This is a genomic window from Olleya sp. 1-3 (assembly GCF_002836085.1).
Classification (GTDB): domain Bacteria; phylum Bacteroidota; class Bacteroidia; order Flavobacteriales; family Flavobacteriaceae; genus Olleya; species Olleya namhaensis.
This window is the reverse complement of sequence record NZ_PJBW01000058.1, coordinates 190,068-210,834: the sequence shown is the minus strand read 5'-3', so window position 1 is coordinate 210,834 and position 20,767 is coordinate 190,068. Positions and strand designations below refer to the sequence as shown.

Annotated in this window: 17 protein-coding genes; 6 read left to right on the top strand and 11 right to left on the bottom strand. The window is 32.7% G+C overall.

The features are described from left to right. Positions 1 to 19 precede the first annotated feature (19 nt). Both CXF54_RS13985 and CXF54_RS15735 read left to right on the top strand, forming a co-directional pair. On the top strand, positions 20 to 2,764 hold the full coding sequence (locus tag CXF54_RS13985; RefSeq protein WP_101203986.1) for a TonB-dependent receptor: 2,745 nt from the start codon (positions 20 to 22) through the stop codon (positions 2,762 to 2,764). 139 nt (positions 2,765 to 2,903) lie between these two features. Next, on the top strand, positions 2,904 to 3,068 hold the full coding sequence (locus CXF54_RS15735) for a hypothetical protein (RefSeq protein ID WP_157823473.1): 165 nt from the start codon (positions 2,904 to 2,906) through the stop codon (positions 3,066 to 3,068). On the opposite strand, the gene rodA is transcribed toward CXF54_RS15735, so the two are convergent. The 5 genes from rodA to CXF54_RS13960 are packed head-to-tail and all read right to left on the bottom strand — an operon-like array spanning position 3,055 to position 8,645. Further along, a complete protein-coding gene (gene rodA / locus CXF54_RS13980; protein ID WP_101203985.1) occupies positions 3,055 to 4,329 on the bottom strand; it encodes a rod shape-determining protein RodA in 1,275 nt (424 codons plus the stop codon). The genes CXF54_RS15735 and rodA overlap by 14 nt on opposite strands. Then, a complete protein-coding gene (gene mrdA / locus CXF54_RS13975; RefSeq protein WP_101203984.1) occupies positions 4,316 to 6,292 on the bottom strand; it encodes a penicillin-binding protein 2 in 1,977 nt (658 codons plus the stop codon). The genes rodA and mrdA overlap by 14 nt, the downstream gene beginning before the upstream one ends. Then, the gene (locus tag CXF54_RS13970) at positions 6,289 to 6,795 is read right to left on the bottom strand and encodes a rod shape-determining protein MreD (RefSeq protein WP_090837706.1); all 507 of its coding nucleotides are present in this window, start codon (positions 6,793 to 6,795) and stop codon (positions 6,289 to 6,291) included. Before CXF54_RS13970 ends, mrdA begins: the two co-directional genes overlap by 4 nt. Next, entirely contained in the window at positions 6,788 to 7,603 is an 816-nt protein-coding gene (gene mreC / locus CXF54_RS13965) for a rod shape-determining protein MreC (protein ID WP_101203983.1), read from the bottom strand. The genes CXF54_RS13970 and mreC overlap by 8 nt, the downstream gene beginning before the upstream one ends. A 13-nt stretch (positions 7,604 to 7,616) precedes the next feature. Further along, the gene (locus CXF54_RS13960; protein ID WP_090837702.1) at positions 7,617 to 8,645 is read right to left on the bottom strand and encodes a rod shape-determining protein; all 1,029 of its coding nucleotides are present in this window, start codon (positions 8,643 to 8,645) and stop codon (positions 7,617 to 7,619) included. Positions 8,646 to 8,916: 271 nt separating this feature from the next. Here CXF54_RS13960 and CXF54_RS13955 point away from each other — a divergent pair, with 271 nt between their 5' ends. Continuing rightward, positions 8,917 to 9,618, top strand: a complete 702-nt coding sequence (locus CXF54_RS13955) for an SIMPL domain-containing protein (protein WP_101204214.1) — start codon at positions 8,917 to 8,919, stop codon at positions 9,616 to 9,618. Between the two features lie 68 nt (positions 9,619 to 9,686). Here the strand turns inward: CXF54_RS13955 and purH are convergent, their stop codons facing one another. Beyond that, the gene (gene purH, locus CXF54_RS13950; RefSeq protein ID WP_101203982.1) at positions 9,687 to 11,216 is read right to left on the bottom strand and encodes a bifunctional phosphoribosylaminoimidazolecarboxamide formyltransferase/IMP cyclohydrolase; all 1,530 of its coding nucleotides are present in this window, start codon (positions 11,214 to 11,216) and stop codon (positions 9,687 to 9,689) included. 174 nt (positions 11,217 to 11,390) lie between these two features. Next, on the bottom strand, positions 11,391 to 11,846 hold the full coding sequence (locus CXF54_RS13945; protein WP_090837698.1) for a GAF domain-containing protein: 456 nt from the start codon (positions 11,844 to 11,846) through the stop codon (positions 11,391 to 11,393). A gap of 80 nt (positions 11,847 to 11,926) precedes the next feature. Between CXF54_RS13945 and xrtF the strand changes: the two genes are divergently transcribed. From xrtF to CXF54_RS13930, 3 genes are all read left to right on the top strand, one after another. After that, positions 11,927 to 12,469 carry an exosortase family protein XrtF gene (gene xrtF / locus CXF54_RS13940; protein ID WP_101203981.1) on the top strand — a complete coding sequence of 181 codons (543 nt, stop codon included), beginning with the start codon at positions 11,927 to 11,929 and terminating at the stop codon, positions 12,467 to 12,469. Beyond that, positions 12,470 to 12,898, top strand: coding sequence for an exosortase F system-associated membrane protein (locus CXF54_RS13935; protein ID WP_101203980.1), 429 nt, complete (start codon positions 12,470 to 12,472; stop codon positions 12,896 to 12,898). It begins immediately after the preceding gene. Positions 12,899 to 13,098: 200 nt separating this feature from the next. Then, on the top strand, positions 13,099 to 17,034 hold the full coding sequence (locus CXF54_RS13930; RefSeq protein ID WP_101203979.1) for a LamG-like jellyroll fold domain-containing protein: 3,936 nt from the start codon (positions 13,099 to 13,101) through the stop codon (positions 17,032 to 17,034). 288 nt (positions 17,035 to 17,322) lie between these two features. On the opposite strand, the gene groL is transcribed toward CXF54_RS13930, so the two are convergent. From groL to CXF54_RS13910, 4 genes are all read right to left on the bottom strand, one after another. Then, positions 17,323 to 18,957: a chaperonin GroEL gene (groL, locus tag CXF54_RS13925; protein ID WP_090837691.1), complete on the bottom strand. Its 1,635-nt coding sequence runs from the start codon at positions 18,955 to 18,957 to the stop codon at positions 17,323 to 17,325. Positions 18,958 to 19,060: 103 nt separating this feature from the next. After that, the gene (gene groES / locus CXF54_RS13920) at positions 19,061 to 19,339 is read right to left on the bottom strand and encodes a co-chaperone GroES (RefSeq protein ID WP_090837690.1); all 279 of its coding nucleotides are present in this window, start codon (positions 19,337 to 19,339) and stop codon (positions 19,061 to 19,063) included. A 144-nt stretch (positions 19,340 to 19,483) separates the two neighbouring features. Beyond that, entirely contained in the window at positions 19,484 to 19,837 is a 354-nt protein-coding gene (secG, locus tag CXF54_RS13915) for a preprotein translocase subunit SecG (protein ID WP_101203978.1), read from the bottom strand. A gap of 13 nt (positions 19,838 to 19,850) precedes the next feature. Beyond that, positions 19,851 to 20,765 (bottom strand): hypothetical protein, encoded by a 915-nt coding sequence (locus CXF54_RS13910; RefSeq protein ID WP_101203977.1) that lies wholly within the window; start codon positions 20,763 to 20,765, stop codon positions 19,851 to 19,853. Positions 20,766 to 20,767: the final 2 nt, after the last annotated feature.

Genomic DNA, 20,767 nt, shown 5'->3' with positions numbered 1-20,767 from the left:
AACCAATTAAATAATACAAATGAAACATATTTTAACCACGCTGCTTTTATTAGTGGCTAGCACCTCGTTTGCCCAAGTCAAATTTGAAGGTGTAGTAAAAGATAGCACAGGTGTTGCATTAGAGTTAGCTAATGTAATCGCTATAAACCAAGAGACTAAAATATTAGAGTCTTACGCTATAACTAACGATAAAGGACGTTATAAGCTTAATTTAGATATTAATTCTACCTATAGTATTAAGGTAAGTTATATTGGAATGCAACAAATTTCTGAGACTGTTAATACTAAAGAAGTAGGTATTACTAAAGACTACATAATGACTATTGATAATAGTTTGGATGAAGTTGAAATTACTTATGAAATGCCAGTGACTATAAGCGGAGATACAATTACATACAACGCAGATTCTTTTAAAAACGGAACGGAACGTAAACTTGGTGATGTACTAGAAAAAATGCCAGGTGTAGAGATTAATGACGATGGAGAGGTAGAGATTGAAGGAAAGAAGGTTGGTAAAGTTATGATTGATGGTAAAGAGTTTTTTGATGGTGATACTAAATTGGCAACAAAAAATATCCCAGCAAATGCTATTGATAAAGTTCAGGTTTTAAAAAATTATTCTGAAGTTGGTCAATTAAGTGGTGTGACTAATAACCAAGATAATATTGCCATTAATATTAAATTAAAAGAAGGAAAGAAAAACTTTTGGTTTGGTACTATTACTGCTGGAGCGGGAGATTCTAGTAGTGGTGAGCTGTATTTAGCACAGCCTAAATTATTTTATTATAGCCCTAAAAAGAGTATTAACTTTATTGGTGATTTAAATAATATTGGCGAATTAGCATTGTCGCGTCGTGATATTTTTAATTTCTCAGGAGGCTTCCAACAACCAAGTCAGCAAAGTGGAACTAACATTAGTTTAGGTAGTAATGACTTAGGTTTTAGACAACTTCAAAACAATCAAGCAAAAAGTATTAATACTAAGTTTGGTGCTGCTAATTTTAGCTACTCTCCAAAAAGTACTTTAGATGTTAGTGGATTTGCCATTTTTGCAAGTAGCAGAATAGAGTTGCAGGAAAACAGTGCGGTATTATATACAGATCAGACGTTAGGTATTCCTGATGAAAACACACAGAGCAATACGCAACAAAAAAGTGATTTAGGGTTGGTTAAGTTTAGTGCTAAATACAAACCAAATGCGAGTAATCAATTGGATTATGATATTTTAGGACGCGTGTCTAAAGACGAACAATTAAACGGAACGTTCTCTAACGTGATTGGACCAATTGATCAAAATGAAGAAACCAATCCATACAAGATAAATCAAAATTTAAATTATTATTACACAATGGATGAGGATAATATTTTTGCATTATCAATACAACATTTATTGCAAGATGAAGATCCATTTTACAATGCTTTATTGCAAAATGATCCAAGTAATAATACTGATGCTGATCCAAATAATAGGGATCCTTTTGATGACACTGCTCAAGGTTTAGGTTTAGACGGGACTCAGGTTAGTTATGATGTTAATCAGCAAAAACGTGTTAAAACTAACCAAGTAGATGCTAAAGTAGATTATTGGAATATTCTAAATAAAAAGAGTGACATAAACTTTACAGTTGGAACTATTTATAGCAATCAGCAATTTGATTCTAATATTTTTCAAACCTTGGATGATGGTTCAGAGTTAGACACCAATACCACAATAACAGGTTTGTCTGATGTTAATGATATTAAGTACACGTTTAGTGATTTGTATCTAGGAGCGCATTACCGTTTTAAAACTGGTAAGTTTACAATTAGTCCTGGGGTTTCTGCACATGCTTATAGTGCTGTTAACGATCAGTTTAGTACTAAGACAACGGATAACTTTTTTAGAGTATTGCCAGATTTAAATGTGCGTATTCAATTAAAGGGGACAGAAACTTTAAATTTATCTTATAAGATGCAAACGCAGTTTACGGATGTTAATCAGTTTGCCCAAGGTTTAGTTTTAAATAATTATAATTCTACGTTTAGAGGTAATCCTGATTTAGAAAGCTCTTTAGCACATAATATAAACTTAAGTTACTTTAGTTTTAACATGTTTAATTATACTAACGTGTTTGCGTTTATCAACTACTCTAAAAACATTGATAATATTAGAAACGTATCAGAGTTTCAGCCGGGATCTGTTATTAGAACAAGTACACCTTATAATTCTGGTTTAGATGATGAGAGTTTAAGTGCAAGCGGACGTTTTCAAAGACGTTTTGGAAAATTACAAGCTAGTGTTAGAGGAACATTTAACTACTCTAAATTTAATCAGTTTATTAATAGTCAAGTTTCGGTTAACGAAAACTATAGTCAAAGTTATACAGCTGAGTTTAGATCTAATTTTAGAGAAGCTCCAAATTTTAAATTACGATATACGTATGGTTTAAGTGATAATGACCAAGGGACAAGGCGTACTAAAATATATACCAATGCACCATCAGCAGAATTTGATGCGTTAATATTTAAAAAATTCACCTTTAAAACAGACTATACATACAACCGTCAAACGCTAGAAGGTAATAGTAATAGTTTTGGATTATGGAATGCTAATTTAGCGTATAGAAAAAGTAGTGATAGTAAATGGGAATATGAGCTTAAAGCTACAAATTTATTAGATACAGATTCTAGAGTGCAAAATAGTAACGATGCTTTTTCTGTAAGCACTAGTGAGTATTTTATTCAACCTAGATTTGTTACAGCTCGATTTATTTATAATCTTTAAGATGAAATAAAATAAAATTTCAAATCCCTTTTAACGTCAAGTTGAAAGGGATTTTTTTTATGTGTTATTTTAAACCGAAACAACTAGTTGTAATCAAGTTGTGAAAAGGAGTTATTTATATATAAATGAATGTTCAACTTTGCAAAAGGCAAAAGGCAAAAGGCAAAAGGCAAAAGGCAAAAGGCAAAAGGCAAAAGGCAAAAGGCAAAAGGCAAAAGGCAAAAGGCAAAAGGCAAAAGGCAAAAGGCAAAAGGCAAAAGGCAAAAGACAAAAGACAAAAGACAAAAGCACTACCACTCATTAATACGATTAGAATCTAGCTTAATAAAGATAAATACTAAGATTGTAAAACCCCAAAGACCAGAGCCACCGTAGCTAAAGAAGGGTAGTGGTATACCAATGGTTGGTATTAATCCCATGACCATACCAATATTAATCATAAAGTGTAAAAAGAGAATGGCGCCTACAGCATAACCATACATTCTGCTAAATTGTGTTTTCTGTCGTTCGGCAAGTATAAGTATCCTAATAATTAGCAAAAGAAAAACAACTACCGTTAAAAAGCTACCAATAAAACCCCATTCTTCTCCAACAGTACTAAAAATATAATCAGTGTGTTGTTCTGGCACAAAATTACCTGTGGTACGTGTACCTTCTAAAAATCCTTTTCCTTTAAATCCACCACTACTAATGGCTTTTTCAGATTCATTTAAGTTGTAGGCAACGGTCTTTTTCATGCGCTCCAATTTGTCTGGATCTTTTTCAAGACTCAACCAAATTGTAATGCGGTCTTTTTGATGCGCAGGAAGAATATTATCATAAAAAAAGCGCACACTAAATGCTAATGACGTGCACAATAATATAACAGTAATAGGTTGTATAATGGATGGTCTTTTCTTTCTTGTAAAGTAATAAGTTAATACAACTATAGATGTAATTAACAACGTGCTGACTACTCCAAATTTTAATGCGAATATGGAAAGTAGTATTAAAAGGACACCTACAATTAAGTAAATGTGTGGTAGACCTTCTCTGTATAAAACAAAGAAAAAAGCACCGTAAACAATGGCGCTTCCTGCATCAGGTTGTAATAGCACTAATAGAGCAGGGATAACAATTATAGCAAAGGTTTTAAGCTGATCATTAAAACGATTTATATCTGTGTTCAAATCGCTTATATATTTGGCAACAGCTAGAGCAGTGGCAACCTTAGCAAACTCTCCTGGTTGAAACGTGAAACTACCAATTGGATACCAAGATGTGGCACCATTTATATTTTTTCCAAAGACAAATAGACCCGCTAAAGACAGGAGGGCAATGATGTAAATAACACTAGAAAAGCGTTCGTAAAACTTGGCTTCTATGGATAGAATAAGGATTATTAATAGTACAGACAGTCCAATAAACACTAATTGCTTGCTGTAAAAATGCGAGAAATTAGAAAACTCTAAAGCTTCTCCAGAATGTGAAGCAGATATAATGTTTACCCAACCAAACATAACTAGTATAAAATATAGTAGTATGGTTAACCAATCAAATTTAAAATGTCTATCAGTTTGCCTCATTTACGTGTATTGGGGTAGCTTGTATTTGCTGTTTTTCTAAGTTTGTTTTTGGTGTTGCGTTTATGTCGTTTTTATTCGGAGCAGGTACAATTTGTAACTGTGTTTCTCTGTTAATCTTAAAAGGCTCTCCAGAATATTGTTTAGCATATTCGTTTTCTAAACTATGGGTTAAAATCCATTTTTCTAAATCTGTACGACTAATACTTCCGTTTAAATATTGTTCAATCATTAAAGTAGAAATCTTTCCAGCAAAACGACTTCCCCAATACCCATTTTCAACAAATACAGCAATGGCTATTTTAGGATTGTCTTTAGGTGCAAATGCAACAAAAATGGAGTGGTCTGTTAATTGCGTTTGTACACCGTCAATTTTAGCATAGTTTTCTGCAGTCCCTGTTTTTCCGCAAATTTCTATTCCTTCAACTTGTAAGTTTTCTGCAGTACCTTTATTAAATACATCGTACATTCCTTCTACCACGGGTTCAAAATGTTTGCGGTCTACAGTTGTGTATCTTGGTGTTGTGTATTTTTCGTCAATAGTTTCGCCTTCAATACTTTTTATAATGTGTGGTGTTATAAAGTAACCTCTGTTGGCAATAGCTGCAACCATGTTTGCTAATTGTATAGGAGTTGCTTCAACTTCTCCTTGTCCAATCGCGTTAGAGGTCATAAATGTAGAACTCCATCTGTTTTTTCCATACCATTTGTCGTAAAATTTACTGTCTGGAATGCGTCCTTTTCTTCCAACCACTAAATCATATCCTAAATAATCACCTAATCCAAAACTCTTGGCATGATTACTCCAAACATCCATACCTTCAGCTGAGGTTGGGTATTTTTCTAAAATTCGTCTATAGACATTAACAAAGTAGGCATTACAGGATTCGTAAATACCTAAATTCATATTAACAGGACTTCTATGGCTATGACAACCGTGTAGTTTTCTACCGTTGTAATAATATCCCATTCTACAAGTAAACTGTTCTGAAGTAGTTACCACGCCTTCTTGTAAACCAATTAAGGCATTTATAACTTTAAAAGGAGATCCAGGTGCATATTGCGCTTGTAGTCCTCTGTCAAATGTTGGATTTGCTATGGAGTCATTATATAATTTTGTGAAATTTTTTGAGCGATCTCTACCTACTAAAATATTAGGGTCATAACTTGGTCCAGATACTAATGCTAGAATTTCGCCTGATTTTGGGTCTATAGCAATAATACCACCACGTTTATTGGTCATTAATAGCTCACCGTACGCTTGTAGGTCTGCATCAATGGTTATTTTTATATCTTTTCCAGCTTCTGGTAATGTGTCGTGTATCCCGTCTTGGTAAGGTCCTAGGTTTCTGTTAAATCTGTCTTTTTGTATAAATTTAATACCTTTTTGTCCTCGTAAAGTAGACTCATAAGACGCCTCAACACCTGCTTTACCAATTAAGTCTCCTGATTGATAATAGTTGTCATTTTTAATGTTTCTATCGTTTACTTCACCAATATCTCCTAAAACATTAGCGCCAATAGTAGTTTCGTATTTTCTTAAACTACGTTTTTGAATATAGAAACCTTCATATTTACGCATTTTTTCTTGTAAAATGGCGTAATCTTCTTTGGATAAGTGTGACACAAAAACGTACGGTAGTCTTGGAGAATACTTGTTAGCTTTTGTAAGTTTTTTTATAAATGTAGGCTTGTCAATTTTTAATAAGTTACAAAACTCTAAAGTATCTAGAGGCTTTACTTCTCTAGGTATTACCATGACGTCATAAGACGGTTGATTGGATACTAATAGTTTGCCATTACGGTCATAAACAAAACCACGTTTAGGGTAGTCAAATACCTTTCTGATGGCGTTATCCTTGTATAAATCTGTTGAGGTTGCATTGTATACTTGAAGGTATAGTAATCTACCTGTAAAAACGATGCCTACAATTATGACAGATAAAAGAAGTAAAAGTTTTCTCATTTAGATTTTTTGCTGAAAATAGAGGTTATTAAGATGCATAGTATAATAGTGAATATACTAGAAAACAACGTATTTTGTAACACAAAAATTACTTTAGAAACGTTAAATATTTCAAATAGAAAATAGGTTAGTGTGTGTGCAAAAGTTAATATAGAGATGTAAGTTAATTTTTGTCCAAAATCTATATTATTAAATTTAAGAGCTTGATGCTCGTAAACCGCACCAAAACTGAATTTTAAAACTGCCGGTCTTATAAAAGCAGTCACTAAAGCTGCTGAGGCATTAATCCCTCCGGAATCCATGAAAATGTCCACACATAGGCCTAATAAAAAGCTTAGAAATAAAAATAAGATGCGGTTATTTTTTACTGGAAATAGTATGATAAACAGGATGTAAACATGTGGGTTTATGTAGCCTAAAAAGTTTATTTTATTAAATAATAATACCTGAAGTAAAATCAGCACAAAAAACCTAACAGTATGTATGGATAATAGGTTATTCATTAGTTTTTTGTAAGTCGTCTATTAGTGGTTTGTCTTTGTTTTCAATAACACTAACGTGCTCTAGATTTGTCATGTCATTAAATAAAAGCACATTGACTTCAAAAAAGTTTTTAGTGACATCTAATTTAAAATCTTCAATAGTACCAACTAAAATTCCTTTTGGGAATATAGCAGAACGTCCAGAAGTAACTATGGTGTCTCCTTTTACTAATTTTGCGCTTTTCTGGATATCCGTTAATTGTATTAATCGTGGCGATTTTCCATTCCAACTTAGGGTTCCGAATTGATTTGTTTTTTTTAATTGACCACTAATTTTATTGGTGGTGTTTAAAATTGAAATTACTGTTGCGTATTTGCTATTTGTATTATCAATAATACCAATAATACCTTTGGAAGAAATAACACCTAAATCTTGCTTTATGCTATCGCGACTACCTTTATTTATTGTTAAATAATTATTTTGAAGCGAGTAGCTATTTTTTATAATTTTTGCAGTAGTAAAAGTATATCTACCTTTAAAAGAAGTCGAATCTATAAACGTTTTTGCATCAATATTTTGATTAAAAAGTAACGATCTTAATCGTGTGTTTTCTTCGTGTAGTTTATCGTTTTCTTGTTTTAAACCAAAATAACTACTTACGGAGTTGCTTGTATTATAAACACCGCCAGTAATACTGTTAGCGGAGTTTATAAACTTGCTTTTATGATAAGAATGTGATTGTATAGTAAGTCCAACCGAAACACATAACAGCAACAAGAAAAACAAAAAAGATTTGTTTCTAAGTATAAAATTTACAATTTGTTGCATTTAGTTTCTATTACTACTTTATCAATACACTTTTGTACTTCGCTAAATTTTTAAGTGTGATTCCCGTACCTCTAACTACAGCACGTAACGGATCTTCAGCAATATAAACAGGTAAGTCTGTTTTTTGAGATAAACGCTTGTCTAAACCACGTAACATAGATCCACCACCAGCAAGATAAATACCAGTGTTGTATATATCGGCAGCTAATTCTGGAGGTGTTTGTGATAACGTTTCCATCACCGCGTCTTCAATACGTAAAATAGATTTGTCTAAAGCTTTAGCAATCTCTCTGTAGCTAATTTGTACTTGCTTTGGCTTACCAGTTAATAAATCACGTCCTTGGACACTCATATCTTCTGGCGGAAGATCTAAATCTTCAGTTGCAGCACCTATTTGTATTTTAATTTTTTCAGCAGTACGTTCTCCAACATATAAGTTGTGTTGTGTACGCATGTAATAAATAATGTCGTTTGTAAAAACATCACCTGCAATTTTTACAGATTTGTCACAAACAATACCACCAAGTGCAATAACTGCAATTTCTGTAGTACCACCACCTATATCTACAATCATGTTTCCTTTTGGTTGCATGATATCTACACCAATACCAATAGCAGCAGCCATAGGTTCGTGTATTAAATAAACTTCTTTTCCATTAACACGCTCACAAGATTCCTTTACTGCACGCATTTCTACTTCTGTAATCCCAGAAGGGATACAAACTACCATACGTAAAGCTGGGGTAAATAATTTCTTTTTTAAAGCGGGAATATTTTTAATAAACAAACTTATCATTTGTTCAGAAGCATCAAAATCTGCAATTACACCATCTTTTAATGGTCTAATAGTTTTAATGTTTTCATGGGTTTTACCTTGCATCATATTGGCTTCTTGACCAACTGCAATAATTTTGCCCGAAATCCTGTCTCTAGCCACTATGGATGGAGCATCAACAACAACCTTGTCGTTATGAATAATTAATGTGTTGGCAGTACCTAAATCTATAGCGATTTCTTCTGTCAGGAAATCAAAAAATCCCATGTGTTATTTGTAATTATAAGGCGTTATTAAAAAGATGCTGTAAAAGTAATAAAAGTATGGTAATATAAGGATTTAATGCCTCACAATTTTTATTAATCGACGTATGAATAAAAGATACGTTTAAAACAAAGTTTTAGATGTTTTGCTTACGCAGAAATTTAGTTAGATGGGATAAAAATGATAGTTTACTCATTGGAGCCTAGGTTTTACTCATTTGTTGTTTTTTGCTCATTTTCTAATTTATAAGTTTGAACAAATAAATAATAAAAACATGAAATACTATTGGCTTATTTTATTCGTATGTGTGACTTTAAGCAGTCACTCTCAATCTAAAAGTTATAATTCTGGTTTCTTAGAAACGACAGTTGTAACAGATAGTTTGGTTGTTCCTGATCGAATATATTTTTCAATTTTGATAACAGAAAATGATACTAAAGGTAAGCAGTCTGTTGAGGAGTTGGAGGTAAAGATGGAAGTTCAATTAAAGTCACTGGGTATTAATACCGCTCAACAGTTGTCACTTTCTGATATGTCTTCAAGCTTTAGAAAATATTTTTTAAGGAGTAAAGATATTCTAAAAAATAAAACATATCAACTTCTGCTTTATGATGCAGAAACAGCAGGTCGGGTTATTGTTGCTTTGGAAACAGTTGGTATCTCTAATGTTTTTTTATTGAAAACAGAATATTCTAAATTAGAAACATTAAAATTAGAACTTAAAAAGCAGGGAGTGCTAAAAGCTAAAAAGCAAGCTGAAGTGATGATTGAAGCATTGGGGCAAACCATTGGAAAAGCAATTTATATTTCTGATTCCCAAACTTTAGTTACAGCAGCACTTAGTGGGCGAGCAGCTGGTATTAAGATAAGAGGTATATCCTCATCTCAAGGTTACAGTTCTTTTAATCCCGTCAATATAGATTTTGAAAAGATTAAAATAGAAAGTAGAGTAATTGTTAATTTTGAATTGAAATAAAAAAAAGCTTCGGTAATTAAACCGAAGCTTTTAGATGTTATTTAAGTCGCTTTATTCTAAGAGTAGACTTAGTGCTTAAAATGACGTGTACCAGTCATTACCATTGCTATATTATTAGCATTACAGTAATCAATACTTAATTGGTCTTTAATAGAGCCTCCTGGTTGGATGACACTAGTTATTCCAACGTTACCTGCAATTTCTACACAGTCAGGGAAAGGGAAAAATGCATCACTAGCCATAACACTGTCTTTTAAATCAAAATTAAAAGATTGTGCTTTATGTATGGCTTGATTTAAAGCATCCACACGACTAGTTTGCCCAGTTCCACTAGCGCAAAGTTGTTTGTTTTTAACTAAAACAATTGTATTTGATTTTGTATGCTTACATATTTTTGAAGCAAAAATTAAATCGTCAATTGCAGCACTTGAAGGTTTACTTTCTGTAACATACTTTAAGTCTTCTACAGTATCCGTTTTATTATTTTTGTCTTGTACTAAAACGCCATTTAGACATGTTCTAACAGTTGTTTCTGCAAAGTCGGTGTCTTTTAAAACTAATAGGATTCTGTTTTTCTTACCTTTTAAAATGCTTTCAGCTTCAGCTGAAAAAGAAGGTGCAATTACGACCTCGCAAAATAAATTATGAATATCTGTCGCTGTTGCTGCGTCTATTTCTGTATTGCTAATTAAAACACCACCAAAAGCAGAAACAGGGTCTCCTGCTAACGCATCTGTATAGGCTTGAGATACTGTTTCGCGTTGAGCAAATCCACAAGCATTGTTATGTTTTAAAATAGCAAATGTTGGTTTTTCGCCTTTAAATTCTTGAATTAAATTTACAGCAGCATCAACGTCTAAAAGGTTATTGTAGCTTAATTCTTTACCATGTAATTTAGTAAAAAGTGTGTCAAAATTTCCGAAGAAAAAACCTTTTTGATGTGGGTTTTCTCCGTAACGTAATACTTTACCATTAGTTTCGCTTATTTTTAAAGCAGGAATAGCATGGTTTGCATTAAAGTAATTGAAAATTGCAGAATCGTAATGAGAAGAGACATTAAATGCTTTGGCAGCAAATGCTTTTCTATCCGCTTCAGATAAATCACCTTTTTTATCTGTAATTAACTCTAAAAACTCGGCATAATCATCTACAGAAGAGACACAGATTACATCCGCATAGTTTTTAGCAGCAGCACGTATTAAAGAAATACCTCCAATGTCTATTTTTTCAATAATATCTTGATTTGAAGCTCCAGAAGCTACTGTCTTTTCAAATGGGTATAAATCTACAATTACAACATCTATTTGAGGGATGTCAAAATCTTTCATTTCTTTTACATCTCCATCATGGTTTTGACGGTTTAAAATACCACCAAAAACTTTAGGGTGTAATGTTTTTACACGTCCACCTAAAATAGAAGGGTACGACGTTACGTCCTCTACGGGAACAACATCTATACCAAGATTTTTAATAAAAGTTTCGGTTCCTCCAGTAGAATATATGGTGACACCTTGTTTGTGTAATTTTTTAACAATAGGTTCTAGACCGTCTTTGCTAAATACTGAAATTAATGCAGATTTAATTGTTTTGTTGCTCATTATAGTTGTGTTAATAAGCAAGCAAATTTAAGTAAAAGTAAATTGGTATAGTTGAAAATAAATAGTGGTTTTTCAACTAAAACACTAAGTTGTTAACAAGCAGTAGTAAATATCAAATTCCGGAAGCTGTTAATTGTAATAATTAGTAGCTTCCGGAATTTGTAATTATATATGTTATAATAATGTTGCTACCTTTTGGCAAACAAATTCTAAAAAGCGCTCATCAGCTTCCGTAAATGGATCTGGAGTATTTGAGTCTATATCTATTTGACCTAAATTTTCGCCATTAACAAATATAGGAATCACTATTTCTGCTTTTACAGTAATACTACAAGCTATATAATTGTCTTGTGCAGCGACGTCAGGTACTACAAAGTTTTCATTACTAACAGCAACTTGACCACAGATACCTTTTCCAAAAGGAATAATGGTATGGTCTGTTGGAGCGCCAACGTAAGGTCCAAGTTTAAGTTCGTTTTTATCTCCATTTTTAAAATAGAAACCAACCCAGTTGTAATACGAGATGTTTTGGTCTAATAACTGACAAATTTGTAATAATTTATCATCAGTAGTAGTTGTTGTGTTAGAAACAATAGTTTCAATTTGAGGTTTTAAAGTTTCGAATGTCATTTATTTGAAAATTTTGGTAAAAGTATTTAAAAAGGCGTAATTTCAACTCCTAAAAAATCTTAAAATTTATTCTTTTTTAATTGAAAGCATTGCTCTTAAAATATAAGCCCGTTATAAAATTTATCTTAACCTTTTTATTGGTTTACGGCGTGCTAAGTTTAGCTTATAGTTATTACTTAGATTTTTCTAAAGGCGGTGCCTATTATCCTGATTTATTTACCAGTTTGGTCGCGGAGCAATCTCAAAACTTACTAGAGGTTGTTGGGTATAAAACACAAATGATGCCACATCCGGATGAGCCTTCTGTAAAAGTGATTGTTGAGGGTAAATATGTGGCCAGAGTTATAGAAGGTTGTAATGGTCTAAGTATTATTATTTTATTTATTGCTTTTATAATTGCTTTTGCTGGTAGATTTAAAACTACTTTTATTTATATTCTTACTGGTAGTGTGCTATTGTATGTAGTTAACTTAATTAGAATTGTTATTTTATCAATAGGCTTGTATCATTACCCTTGGAGAGAGGAGATATTACATAGTGTCATTTTTCCTGCGATGATATATGGTATGGTATTTTTGCTTTGGATGTTTTGGGTTAATCGTTTTTCTCATATAAATAAGTAAATGGGTAAGTATTCTAAATATATAGGGATATCGTTTGTGTTTTTGTTACTTGCATTGGTAAGATGGTTTGAAAACGAATTGTTTTATGATCCGTATTTGTTGTTTTTTCAGAATGACTATCTATATATGGATTCTCCTAGGCAAGAAACATTAAAGTTAGTTGCTAGTACGGCTCTTAGATTTTTTGTAAATACAGGGTTGTCTTTATTAGTTTTGTACCTCTTTTTTAAAGATATTAGTATTATTAAGTTTTCTGCGTTAGTGTATGGTATTTCTTTTTGTATTCTAATTCCCTTGTTTCTTTTTTACGTGCTAGATCCTAAACAAGAAAACTATTATCTCTTTTTTAATATCAGACGCTTTTTGATTCAGCCCATCTTATTGTTGTTGTTATTGCCTGCATTTTATTACAATAGACTTAATCAGTAGTTAAATGTTTTTTTGATTGATTAACAACTACTTAGTGGTGTTTTTTGGCGATTATTTATGCATGTTTATGTGTTTTAGCGGTTATTATTGCGTTTAAGCGTATTAGTTTTTTTTGAGCATTGTTAAAAGTTACTTTTGTGTCATAATCGTTTTCTTTGCCCGAGAGAATGATTTATCCCTCAAATCTAAAATTTTAACCTATGAAGAAAACTACTTTGTTTTTCAGTGTGCTTTTATGCGCCATGTTATGTGTCTCTTTTACAACACAAGCACAAGAATCAGATTTTGACAATGACGGTATTGTTGATCGACTAGATGTTGACGATGATAATGATGGTATACTTGATACTGTTGAGTGTCCTGTTATTGCAGGGGCTGCTAGTCCGCAAACAGATCAAATATCTTGGGAGCTTAATCAATTTAAAGTTTTTACGATAGGAGCTAATACCAACGGGTTAGGATATCAAGAGTCTGGATACCAAGAAGAAGTATTTAGTAGAGGGCAACCTTTAACAGTACTTAATGGTGCTTCTGATTTTTCTTTCACACAAACAGCAGCAGGTACGGCTACAACTACATTAGGTACTTTTGCTAATGGTACTTTAGATTTTGAACATAATTATATTTATCGACCAACTCCAATTCATCAGTTTAGAACTACTACATCTACAGGGTTTACTTCAGGTAGTGGACCTTCTAATGGGCTATATGTATATCCAGAAGTTGGTAATCAAACAGGTGATTATTATACAGTAAATATTAATTTTACAGAGCCTGTAGCGTCTTTTAGTTTTGATTTTGTAGATGCTTATGATACTTCTACTAACACTGAGGTTATAAATTATGAAGTATATGCGGACGGAAACTTAATCGCTTACTTCAGTAATGCATATATTGGTGATGATGCTACAGGAAACATTAATTTATATGATGCTAATGGCACATTAAAAGGCTCTGTTTTAGCTGGACAAAACATTGAAAACACTATAGGTTTTGTTACTAGTGATCTAGTAAGTCATGTCGCTATCAGACATATTGTAGTCTCTGGTCAATTAGGTGCTAGTACACACGATCCTCATGGTTTAGATGGATTTGCATACAGTTTTTTATGTCAGCCACAAATAGATATTGATGTTGATGAGGATGGAATACCTGATAATGTAGAAGCTCAAACTACTACCGGTTATTTAGCGCCAAGTGGAGTTGTAGGTTCTAATGGATTATATACAAATTACGGTTCAGGATTTACGCCTGTAAATACGGATGGTACAGATTTACCTGACTACTTAGATACAGATACTGATAATGATGGTATTTTAGATATTAATGAAAATGGACATGCTAACACTGTAGCTAATACAGATTCTGATACAGATGGATTGGATGATAACTTTGATGTTATTACTGCAGTTTATGATTCTAATGATGAAGTAACAACTGGAGATGTGCCAGATTTGGTTAGTTCTTTTGGTGATTTTGATGCGGATGCGGCTACCGGAGGAGATTTAGATTATAGAGATGACAATACAGCAATAATAGGTTCTAGTACTATCGATTTTGATGGTGTTGATGATTATTTAGATGCGCCTAATTTTATTAGTGATTGGTCTAAAGCAACAATGATGGCTTGGGTTAAAATAGAAGGAGATAATAATGCTTTGCCTAATTTATTTAGTATTGCGGGTCAAGAAAATATGCGTTTGTATATTAGTAATGGTAGAGTGCCTGGTTTTCTTGTATATACTCAAGATCAAGTAACAGCATCAGACAATTATCCTGATGTTAGTTTTACGGCGTTACCAGATCCTGCGCTTAATTTGAAAATAGAAAGCAATGTTTGGTATCATATTGCCGGGGTTTTTGATGCTTCAACTAATTCAGTGAAGTTATATGTTAACGGAGAATTGGTAGGTACAGAAACTAATCCTTTATTAAATTCAGTTTTATTAACTAAAAACTTTAATGGTTCAAATCATATATATTCTACCAGAGATTTCACAGTAGGGAAATATCCAACACAGACTTCTGATTTTGGACATTTGGATGGTAATATTGATGAAGTTAGAGTTTTTAAAGAAGCTTTAACATCAGATCAATTACAGAGTATGGTATATCAAGAAATTGAAAACAATGCAGGGACTATTAGAGGAACTATAATAGATAAAGATATTATTGATTTTACATCAAGAGCTACTGTACCGTGGGCTGCATTAGAAGCGTATTACCCAATGACAAATATTGTTAATGGTGTAACTTATGATGAGTCTAATAATTCTCGTATTTTGAAATTAAATAATATTACAACTGTACAAGAACAAACAGCACCAATGCCATATGTTAGTGCAACGGATGGAAATTGGACAACAGAAGCGACATGGGTACATGGAGATGTATGGGATATTGAAAATTTACCAAATAAAGATTGGTCTATTGTACATATCAAGAGTAAAGTAACAACTTCTGGATCTCATACTAATTTAGGTTTGTTTATTGATGATGAAATGTCATTAACAGTTAATGGTGATAACGAAATTAATAACAGATGGTATCTAGAGCTTGATGGTGTGATGGATTTAAATAACGAATCACAATTAATTCAAACGGTTGATAGTGAATTAGCAGTAACTAGTGCTGGTAAAATAATGAGACGTCAAGAAGGGACTAGTAATTTATTTAGATATAATTATTGGAGCTCGCCAGTAGGAGTGCAGAGTATAGCTAGTAATAATACCGATTTTTCTGTGGATATGTTAAAGGATGCTAATGGAGATATTCAGTTCACGTCTGGATATTCACCTGCAGTAACAACGCCAGCGACATTAAGTACATATTGGTTATATACTTTTAAAAATGGAGTAACGTATTATGATTGGGCTGGTTTAAATGAATCGTCTCCAATAGAACCAGGTGTGGGGTATACGCAAAAAGGAACAGGTGTTGGAAGTGGTGATTTTCAATACATATTTGAAGGTAAGCCAAATAATGGAGAAATTTTAGTAAGTGTAAGTGATACAGGAGGTCCAGGTTCTGTAGGAGGTACAAGTAAAACTGAATATTTATTAGGTAATCCTTATGCTTCAGCATTAGATGTTCATGCATTTATAGATGATAACGCAGGAATTATTGATGGAGCTGTTTATTTCTGGGAGCAATGGGCTGGAGAAAGTCATGTGTTAAGTCAATACCAAGCAGGATATGCTACTTTAAATAAAATTGGAGGTACAAAAGCGTATCAATTTGTAGGTTTAGATGGAGCGACTACTGGTGGTTTAGCGGGTCTTAAAACACCTGAAAGATATATCCCAGTAGCACAGGGTTTTATGGCGGAAATTGTTGGAAGTGGTAATGTGGAATTTAATAATAGTCAAAGAGTTTTTAAGACAGAAGCTTCGGGAGAATCAGAATTTTTAAGAACAGCTGCTGTTATGGACCAAGAGACTAATGCATCCGAACTTCAGATTATAAGATTAGAGTTTGTAACGTCTAATGACCTAAGTCGAGAATTGTTATTTGGCTTTGGAGAGGATAGTAATGATGATATTTTTGATTATGGGTATGATGCTAAAGCTAGTGAGGTTTTTGCAAATGATTTATTATCTACTTTAGATGGAGAGGATTATATTATTCAAGGGTATTCTACTATTCAATCTGACAAGGAAGTTGCTTTAAGATTGAAAAGTGAATCAGTAGCGATGTATACTATAAAAATGACAGAAACTAAAAATATAGATGCTTCTCAAGAGATTTATATATATGATAGTTTGGAAGGTGTTTATCACGATTTACGATCAGGAGATTATAATTTTACTGCTCAAGCTGGTGACGATTCGGATCGTTTAAAAATTGTTTTTCAAATGGAGCAGTCATTATCTAATGAGGATTTTGAAGCAACAAACAATGTTTCAATATTTGTGAATAATAACCTAAATCAATTACACATTAAAGGATTAGATCAAGATATAAAAGGGTTGAATTTAATTAATATGTTAGGTCAGAATGTAATGCGTTTGTCTAATGTAAACGCTACTCAAGCGAGTTCAGGAGTGAAATTGAATAATTTGAGTACAGGTGTTTATATCGTAGATGTAACATTAAAAGATGGTCGTGTACTTTCTAAAAAAGTAACCATTAATTAAATAGAGTAAAAGATTATAAAAGCCTCAACATATTTTATGTTGAGGCTTTTTTTTTATGGTAATATATCTAATATCTAAAAGTTAGCTAATTACAATTTGAAGACTAGTTTATTCGAGTTGTATGTAATAAGAGTAACTTTCTAATTGATATCAGTAATTAATATCATATTCATGGTAATTTGAATCTCGTTACTATAAAATAGTTTTAAGTCATATAAATCAGAATCCAAATAAAAAGGCCTCAACATTAGTTGAGGCCTTTTTTTGTATTTATAGATGATGTTTTTATTACATCATTCCTGGCATACCTCCACCCATTGGCATTCCGCCTCCAGCTGGAGCAGCTTCTTTAATATCTACTAAAGCACACTCTGTAGTTAATATCATTCCTGCCACAGAAGCAGCATTTTCTAATGCTATTCTTGTTACTTTTTTAGGATCGATAATACCCGCTTTAAGCATGTCTACGTAAGTTTCAGTTTTTGCATCATAACCAAAGTCATTTTTACCTTCCATAACCTTAGAAACAACAACACTACCTTCTCCACCTGCGTTTTCAACAATAGTACGTAACGGTGCTTCAATAGCACGTGCTACGATTTGTATTCCTGTAGTTTCGTCTAAGTTTTCAGTTGTAATATCATTCAATACAGATTTTGCTCTAACTAAAGCAACACCTCCACCGGCAACAATACCTTCTTCTACTGCAGCACGAGTAGCATGTAAAGCATCATCAACACGGTCTTTCTTTTCTTTCATTTCTACTTCACTAGCAGCACCTACATAAAGTACAGCAACACCACCTGCTAATTTAGCAAGACGTTCTTGTAGTTTTTCTTTATCGTAATCACTAGTTGTAGTTTCGATCTGAGCTTTAATTTGGTTAACTCTATTCTTGATTAAGCTCTTGTCTCCTGCACCGTTTACAACAGTTGTATTGTCTTTATCAATAGTTACACGTTCTGCCGTACCAAGCATCTCTAAAGTCGTGTTTTCAAGTGTAAAACCTCTTTCTTCAGATATTACAGTACCTCCAGTTAAAATAGCAATATCTTCTAACATTGCTTTTCTACGATCTCCAAATCCTGGCGCTTTTACAGCTGCAATCTTAAGAGAACCACGTAATTTATTAACTACTAATGTTGCTAATGCTTCTCCATCAACATCTTCAGCAATAATTAATAATGGTTTTCCTGATTGTGCAACAGGTTCTAAAATAGGAAGTAAATCCTTCATTGTAGATACTTTTTTATCATACAATAAAATGTAAGGATTCTCTAAATCAGTTACCATTTTGTCACTGTTAGTTACAAAATAAGGCGATAAATACCCTCTGTCAAATTGCATTCCTTCAACGATATCTACGTATGTTTCAGTTCCTTTAGCCTCTTCAACAGTAATAACTCCTTCTTTACCAACTTTACCAAATGCTTTAGCGATTAAATCACCAATAACGTCATCATTGTTAGCAGAAATTGAAGCCACTTGCTTAATCTTTTCAGAAGAGTTACCTACTTCTTTAGATTGTTTTGCTAAATCAGCAACAATAGCCTCTACAGCTTTATCAATACCACGTTTTAAATCCATTGGATTTGCACCCGCAGCAACGTTTTTTAAACCTTCCTTAACTATTGCTTGAGCTAATACAGTTGCAGTAGTTGTTCCATCTCCAGCTAAATCATTAGTTTTAGAAGCAACTTCTTTTACCATTTGCGCCCCCATATTTTCTAATGGGTCTTCTAATTCTATTTCTTTTGCAACACTCACACCATCTTTAGTTACTATTGGGGCTCCAAATGAACGTCCAATAATTACATTTCTTCCTTTTGGTCCTAAAGTTACTTTTACTGCGTTTGCTAATGCATCTACACCACGTTTTAAACCGTCACGTGCTTCTACATCAAATTTTATGTCTTTTGCCATAATAAGATTATTTTGAGATTTTAATTGTTATTTCTAACTTATGGTTGCCCATTGAAGATCAATTAAAATATTTAAATTAGTTTTTAGTTTTTGAAATTTCAGACTAGATAATTGCCAAGATGTCTTCTTCGCGCATCATTAGGTATTCTTTTCCTTCTAATTTGATTTCAGACCCAGAATACTTTCCGTAAAGTACAGTATCTCCAACTTTTACCGTTAAAGGTTCGTCTTTTTTACCGTTACCTACTGCAACGATTGTTCCTTTATGTTGCTTTTCTTGTGCTGTATCTGGTATGTATAAACCAGAAGCTGTTTGTGTTTCGGCAGGTAGTGCTTCTACTAGCACACGATCTGCAAGTGGTTTAATGTTTAATTTACTCATAATATATATGTTTAATTAATTATAATTATAGTGCTTAATAATAAGCTAAAAATGTGCCAATAGAGTACAACTGACAAACTTGCAGAAACAAAAAATGCCAACTTATAAAGTTGGCATTTTTTGTTATGTTTTAGTGATAGCTTATTACTCAGTAACTACTGGGTCTATTACTTTAGCAGCATCATCTGTTGCAGGTGTAGCAGTTGGTGTTGGTAAATCAATACTGTCGCTTTCTAAAATTTTAGATTCTGCAGATTGACCATTTTTGTCAATACCTAAGCTAGAGGCTAATATTAATGCTAGTAAGATAGTAGCTAATGTCCAAGTACTTTTATCTAAAAAGTCTGTTGTTTTTTTAACACCACCTAGTTGTTGTGTACCACCGCCACCAAATGAAGAAGATAAACCTCCACCTTTTGGGTTTTGTACCATAATTACAACTATTAGTAGAAATGCTACTATTACTATTAAGATCAAAAAGATTGCAAATGTGCTCATTATAATTTGTTATTTATTCTTGTAATTTTTCTATTGCTTTAATTTGGTCTGCAAAGAAACCACTTTTTTCTGGATATTTCAAACTTAAAATTTTATAAGATTGAATCGCTTTTTTATAGTTTTTTTGTTCGACATAAATACGAGCCAATGTTTCTGTCATTAATTCGTCTGACTGTATCATCTGCGCTTGCGCAATGTTATGTGTCGACACCTTTGCTTTTTTAGCTTCAAGCTTAGGATTTTTGATAATAAACTGATCTATTAAATCAAACTTTTTAGCGCGTTCTAAATTTGCTTCTTCCTTTAAAGGGTCTTCTGGTTCGCGTTGTATTGGTTTGAATTTAGCAATATTCAACCATTCATTAAAACTATGAGTTTCGTCTTTTTCAAATTGAAGTGGTTTTCCAATGTTTAAAAAGTCTTCAATTTCTTTTTTACTTGAATTTAGTGACGCATCATTTTCTGTTTTGGTAGTCTCATCTTTAATTAAATTTGAGCTAATGACAGGTTGTGTTTCTGTTTTAGGTTGAAATAAATCAGGATCAAGTATACTTCTGGTCTCCTCAAGTTGCTGCTTTAAGGTTGGGTCTGTAGATGTTGTGTTATTTACAGAAATATCTTCTACAAAAACATCTAAACTATTAATATAGTCAGCGTTTTGTTTAATATACTCCGAAATTTCATTTTGATTAAAGGTGTCGCTTGTAATAAAATCAAACAATATACTTCTGTCTGCTGTATAAGCAGCTGTAACTCTTAATGCTTGATTGTATTTAAAACTCTCTTTGTTTTTTAAGCCTTTAAGAAAAACGGCACGTGCTGATTGGAAATAAGGAAATTCTTCCAATATGGAACCCAACATAGCGGTCTGCTCTGCAGTTACTACTTGTGGTAGTTGTAATACGTTTGTTAATTCTTGGCTAGTCATTA

Bases quoted from the DNA above. Each gene is read 5' to 3' on its own strand.
- CXF54_RS13985 (WP_101203986.1), top strand. From the start codon at position 20: ATGAAACATATTTTAACCACGCTGCTTTTATTAGTGGCTAGCACCTCG.
- rodA (WP_101203985.1), bottom strand. From the start codon at position 4,329: ATGAGGCAAACTGATAGACATTTTAAATTTGATTGGTTAACCATACTA.
- mrdA (WP_101203984.1), bottom strand. From the start codon at position 6,292: ATGAGAAAACTTTTACTTCTTTTATCTGTCATAATTGTAGGCATCGTT.
- CXF54_RS13970 (WP_090837706.1), bottom strand. From the start codon at position 6,795: ATGAATAACCTATTATCCATACATACTGTTAGGTTTTTTGTGCTGATT.
- mreC (WP_101203983.1), bottom strand. From the start codon at position 7,603: ATGCAACAAATTGTAAATTTTATACTTAGAAACAAATCTTTTTTGTTT.
- CXF54_RS13960 (WP_090837702.1), bottom strand. From the start codon at position 8,645: ATGGGATTTTTTGATTTCCTGACAGAAGAAATCGCTATAGATTTAGGT.
- CXF54_RS13955 (WP_101204214.1), top strand. From the start codon at position 8,917: ATGAAATACTATTGGCTTATTTTATTCGTATGTGTGACTTTAAGCAGT.
- purH (WP_101203982.1), bottom strand. From the start codon at position 11,216: ATGAGCAACAAAACAATTAAATCTGCATTAATTTCAGTATTTAGCAAA.
- CXF54_RS13945 (WP_090837698.1), bottom strand. From the start codon at position 11,846: ATGACATTCGAAACTTTAAAACCTCAAATTGAAACTATTGTTTCTAAC.
- CXF54_RS13935 (WP_101203980.1), top strand. From the start codon at position 12,470: ATGGGTAAGTATTCTAAATATATAGGGATATCGTTTGTGTTTTTGTTA.
- CXF54_RS13930 (WP_101203979.1), top strand. From the start codon at position 13,099: ATGAAGAAAACTACTTTGTTTTTCAGTGTGCTTTTATGCGCCATGTTA.
- groL (WP_090837691.1), bottom strand. From the start codon at position 18,957: ATGGCAAAAGACATAAAATTTGATGTAGAAGCACGTGACGGTTTAAAA.
- groES (WP_090837690.1), bottom strand. From the start codon at position 19,339: ATGAGTAAATTAAACATTAAACCACTTGCAGATCGTGTGCTAGTAGAA.
- secG (WP_101203978.1), bottom strand. From the start codon at position 19,837: ATGAGCACATTTGCAATCTTTTTGATCTTAATAGTAATAGTAGCATTT.
- CXF54_RS13910 (WP_101203977.1), bottom strand. From the start codon at position 20,765: ATGACTAGCCAAGAATTAACAAACGTATTACAACTACCACAAGTAGTA.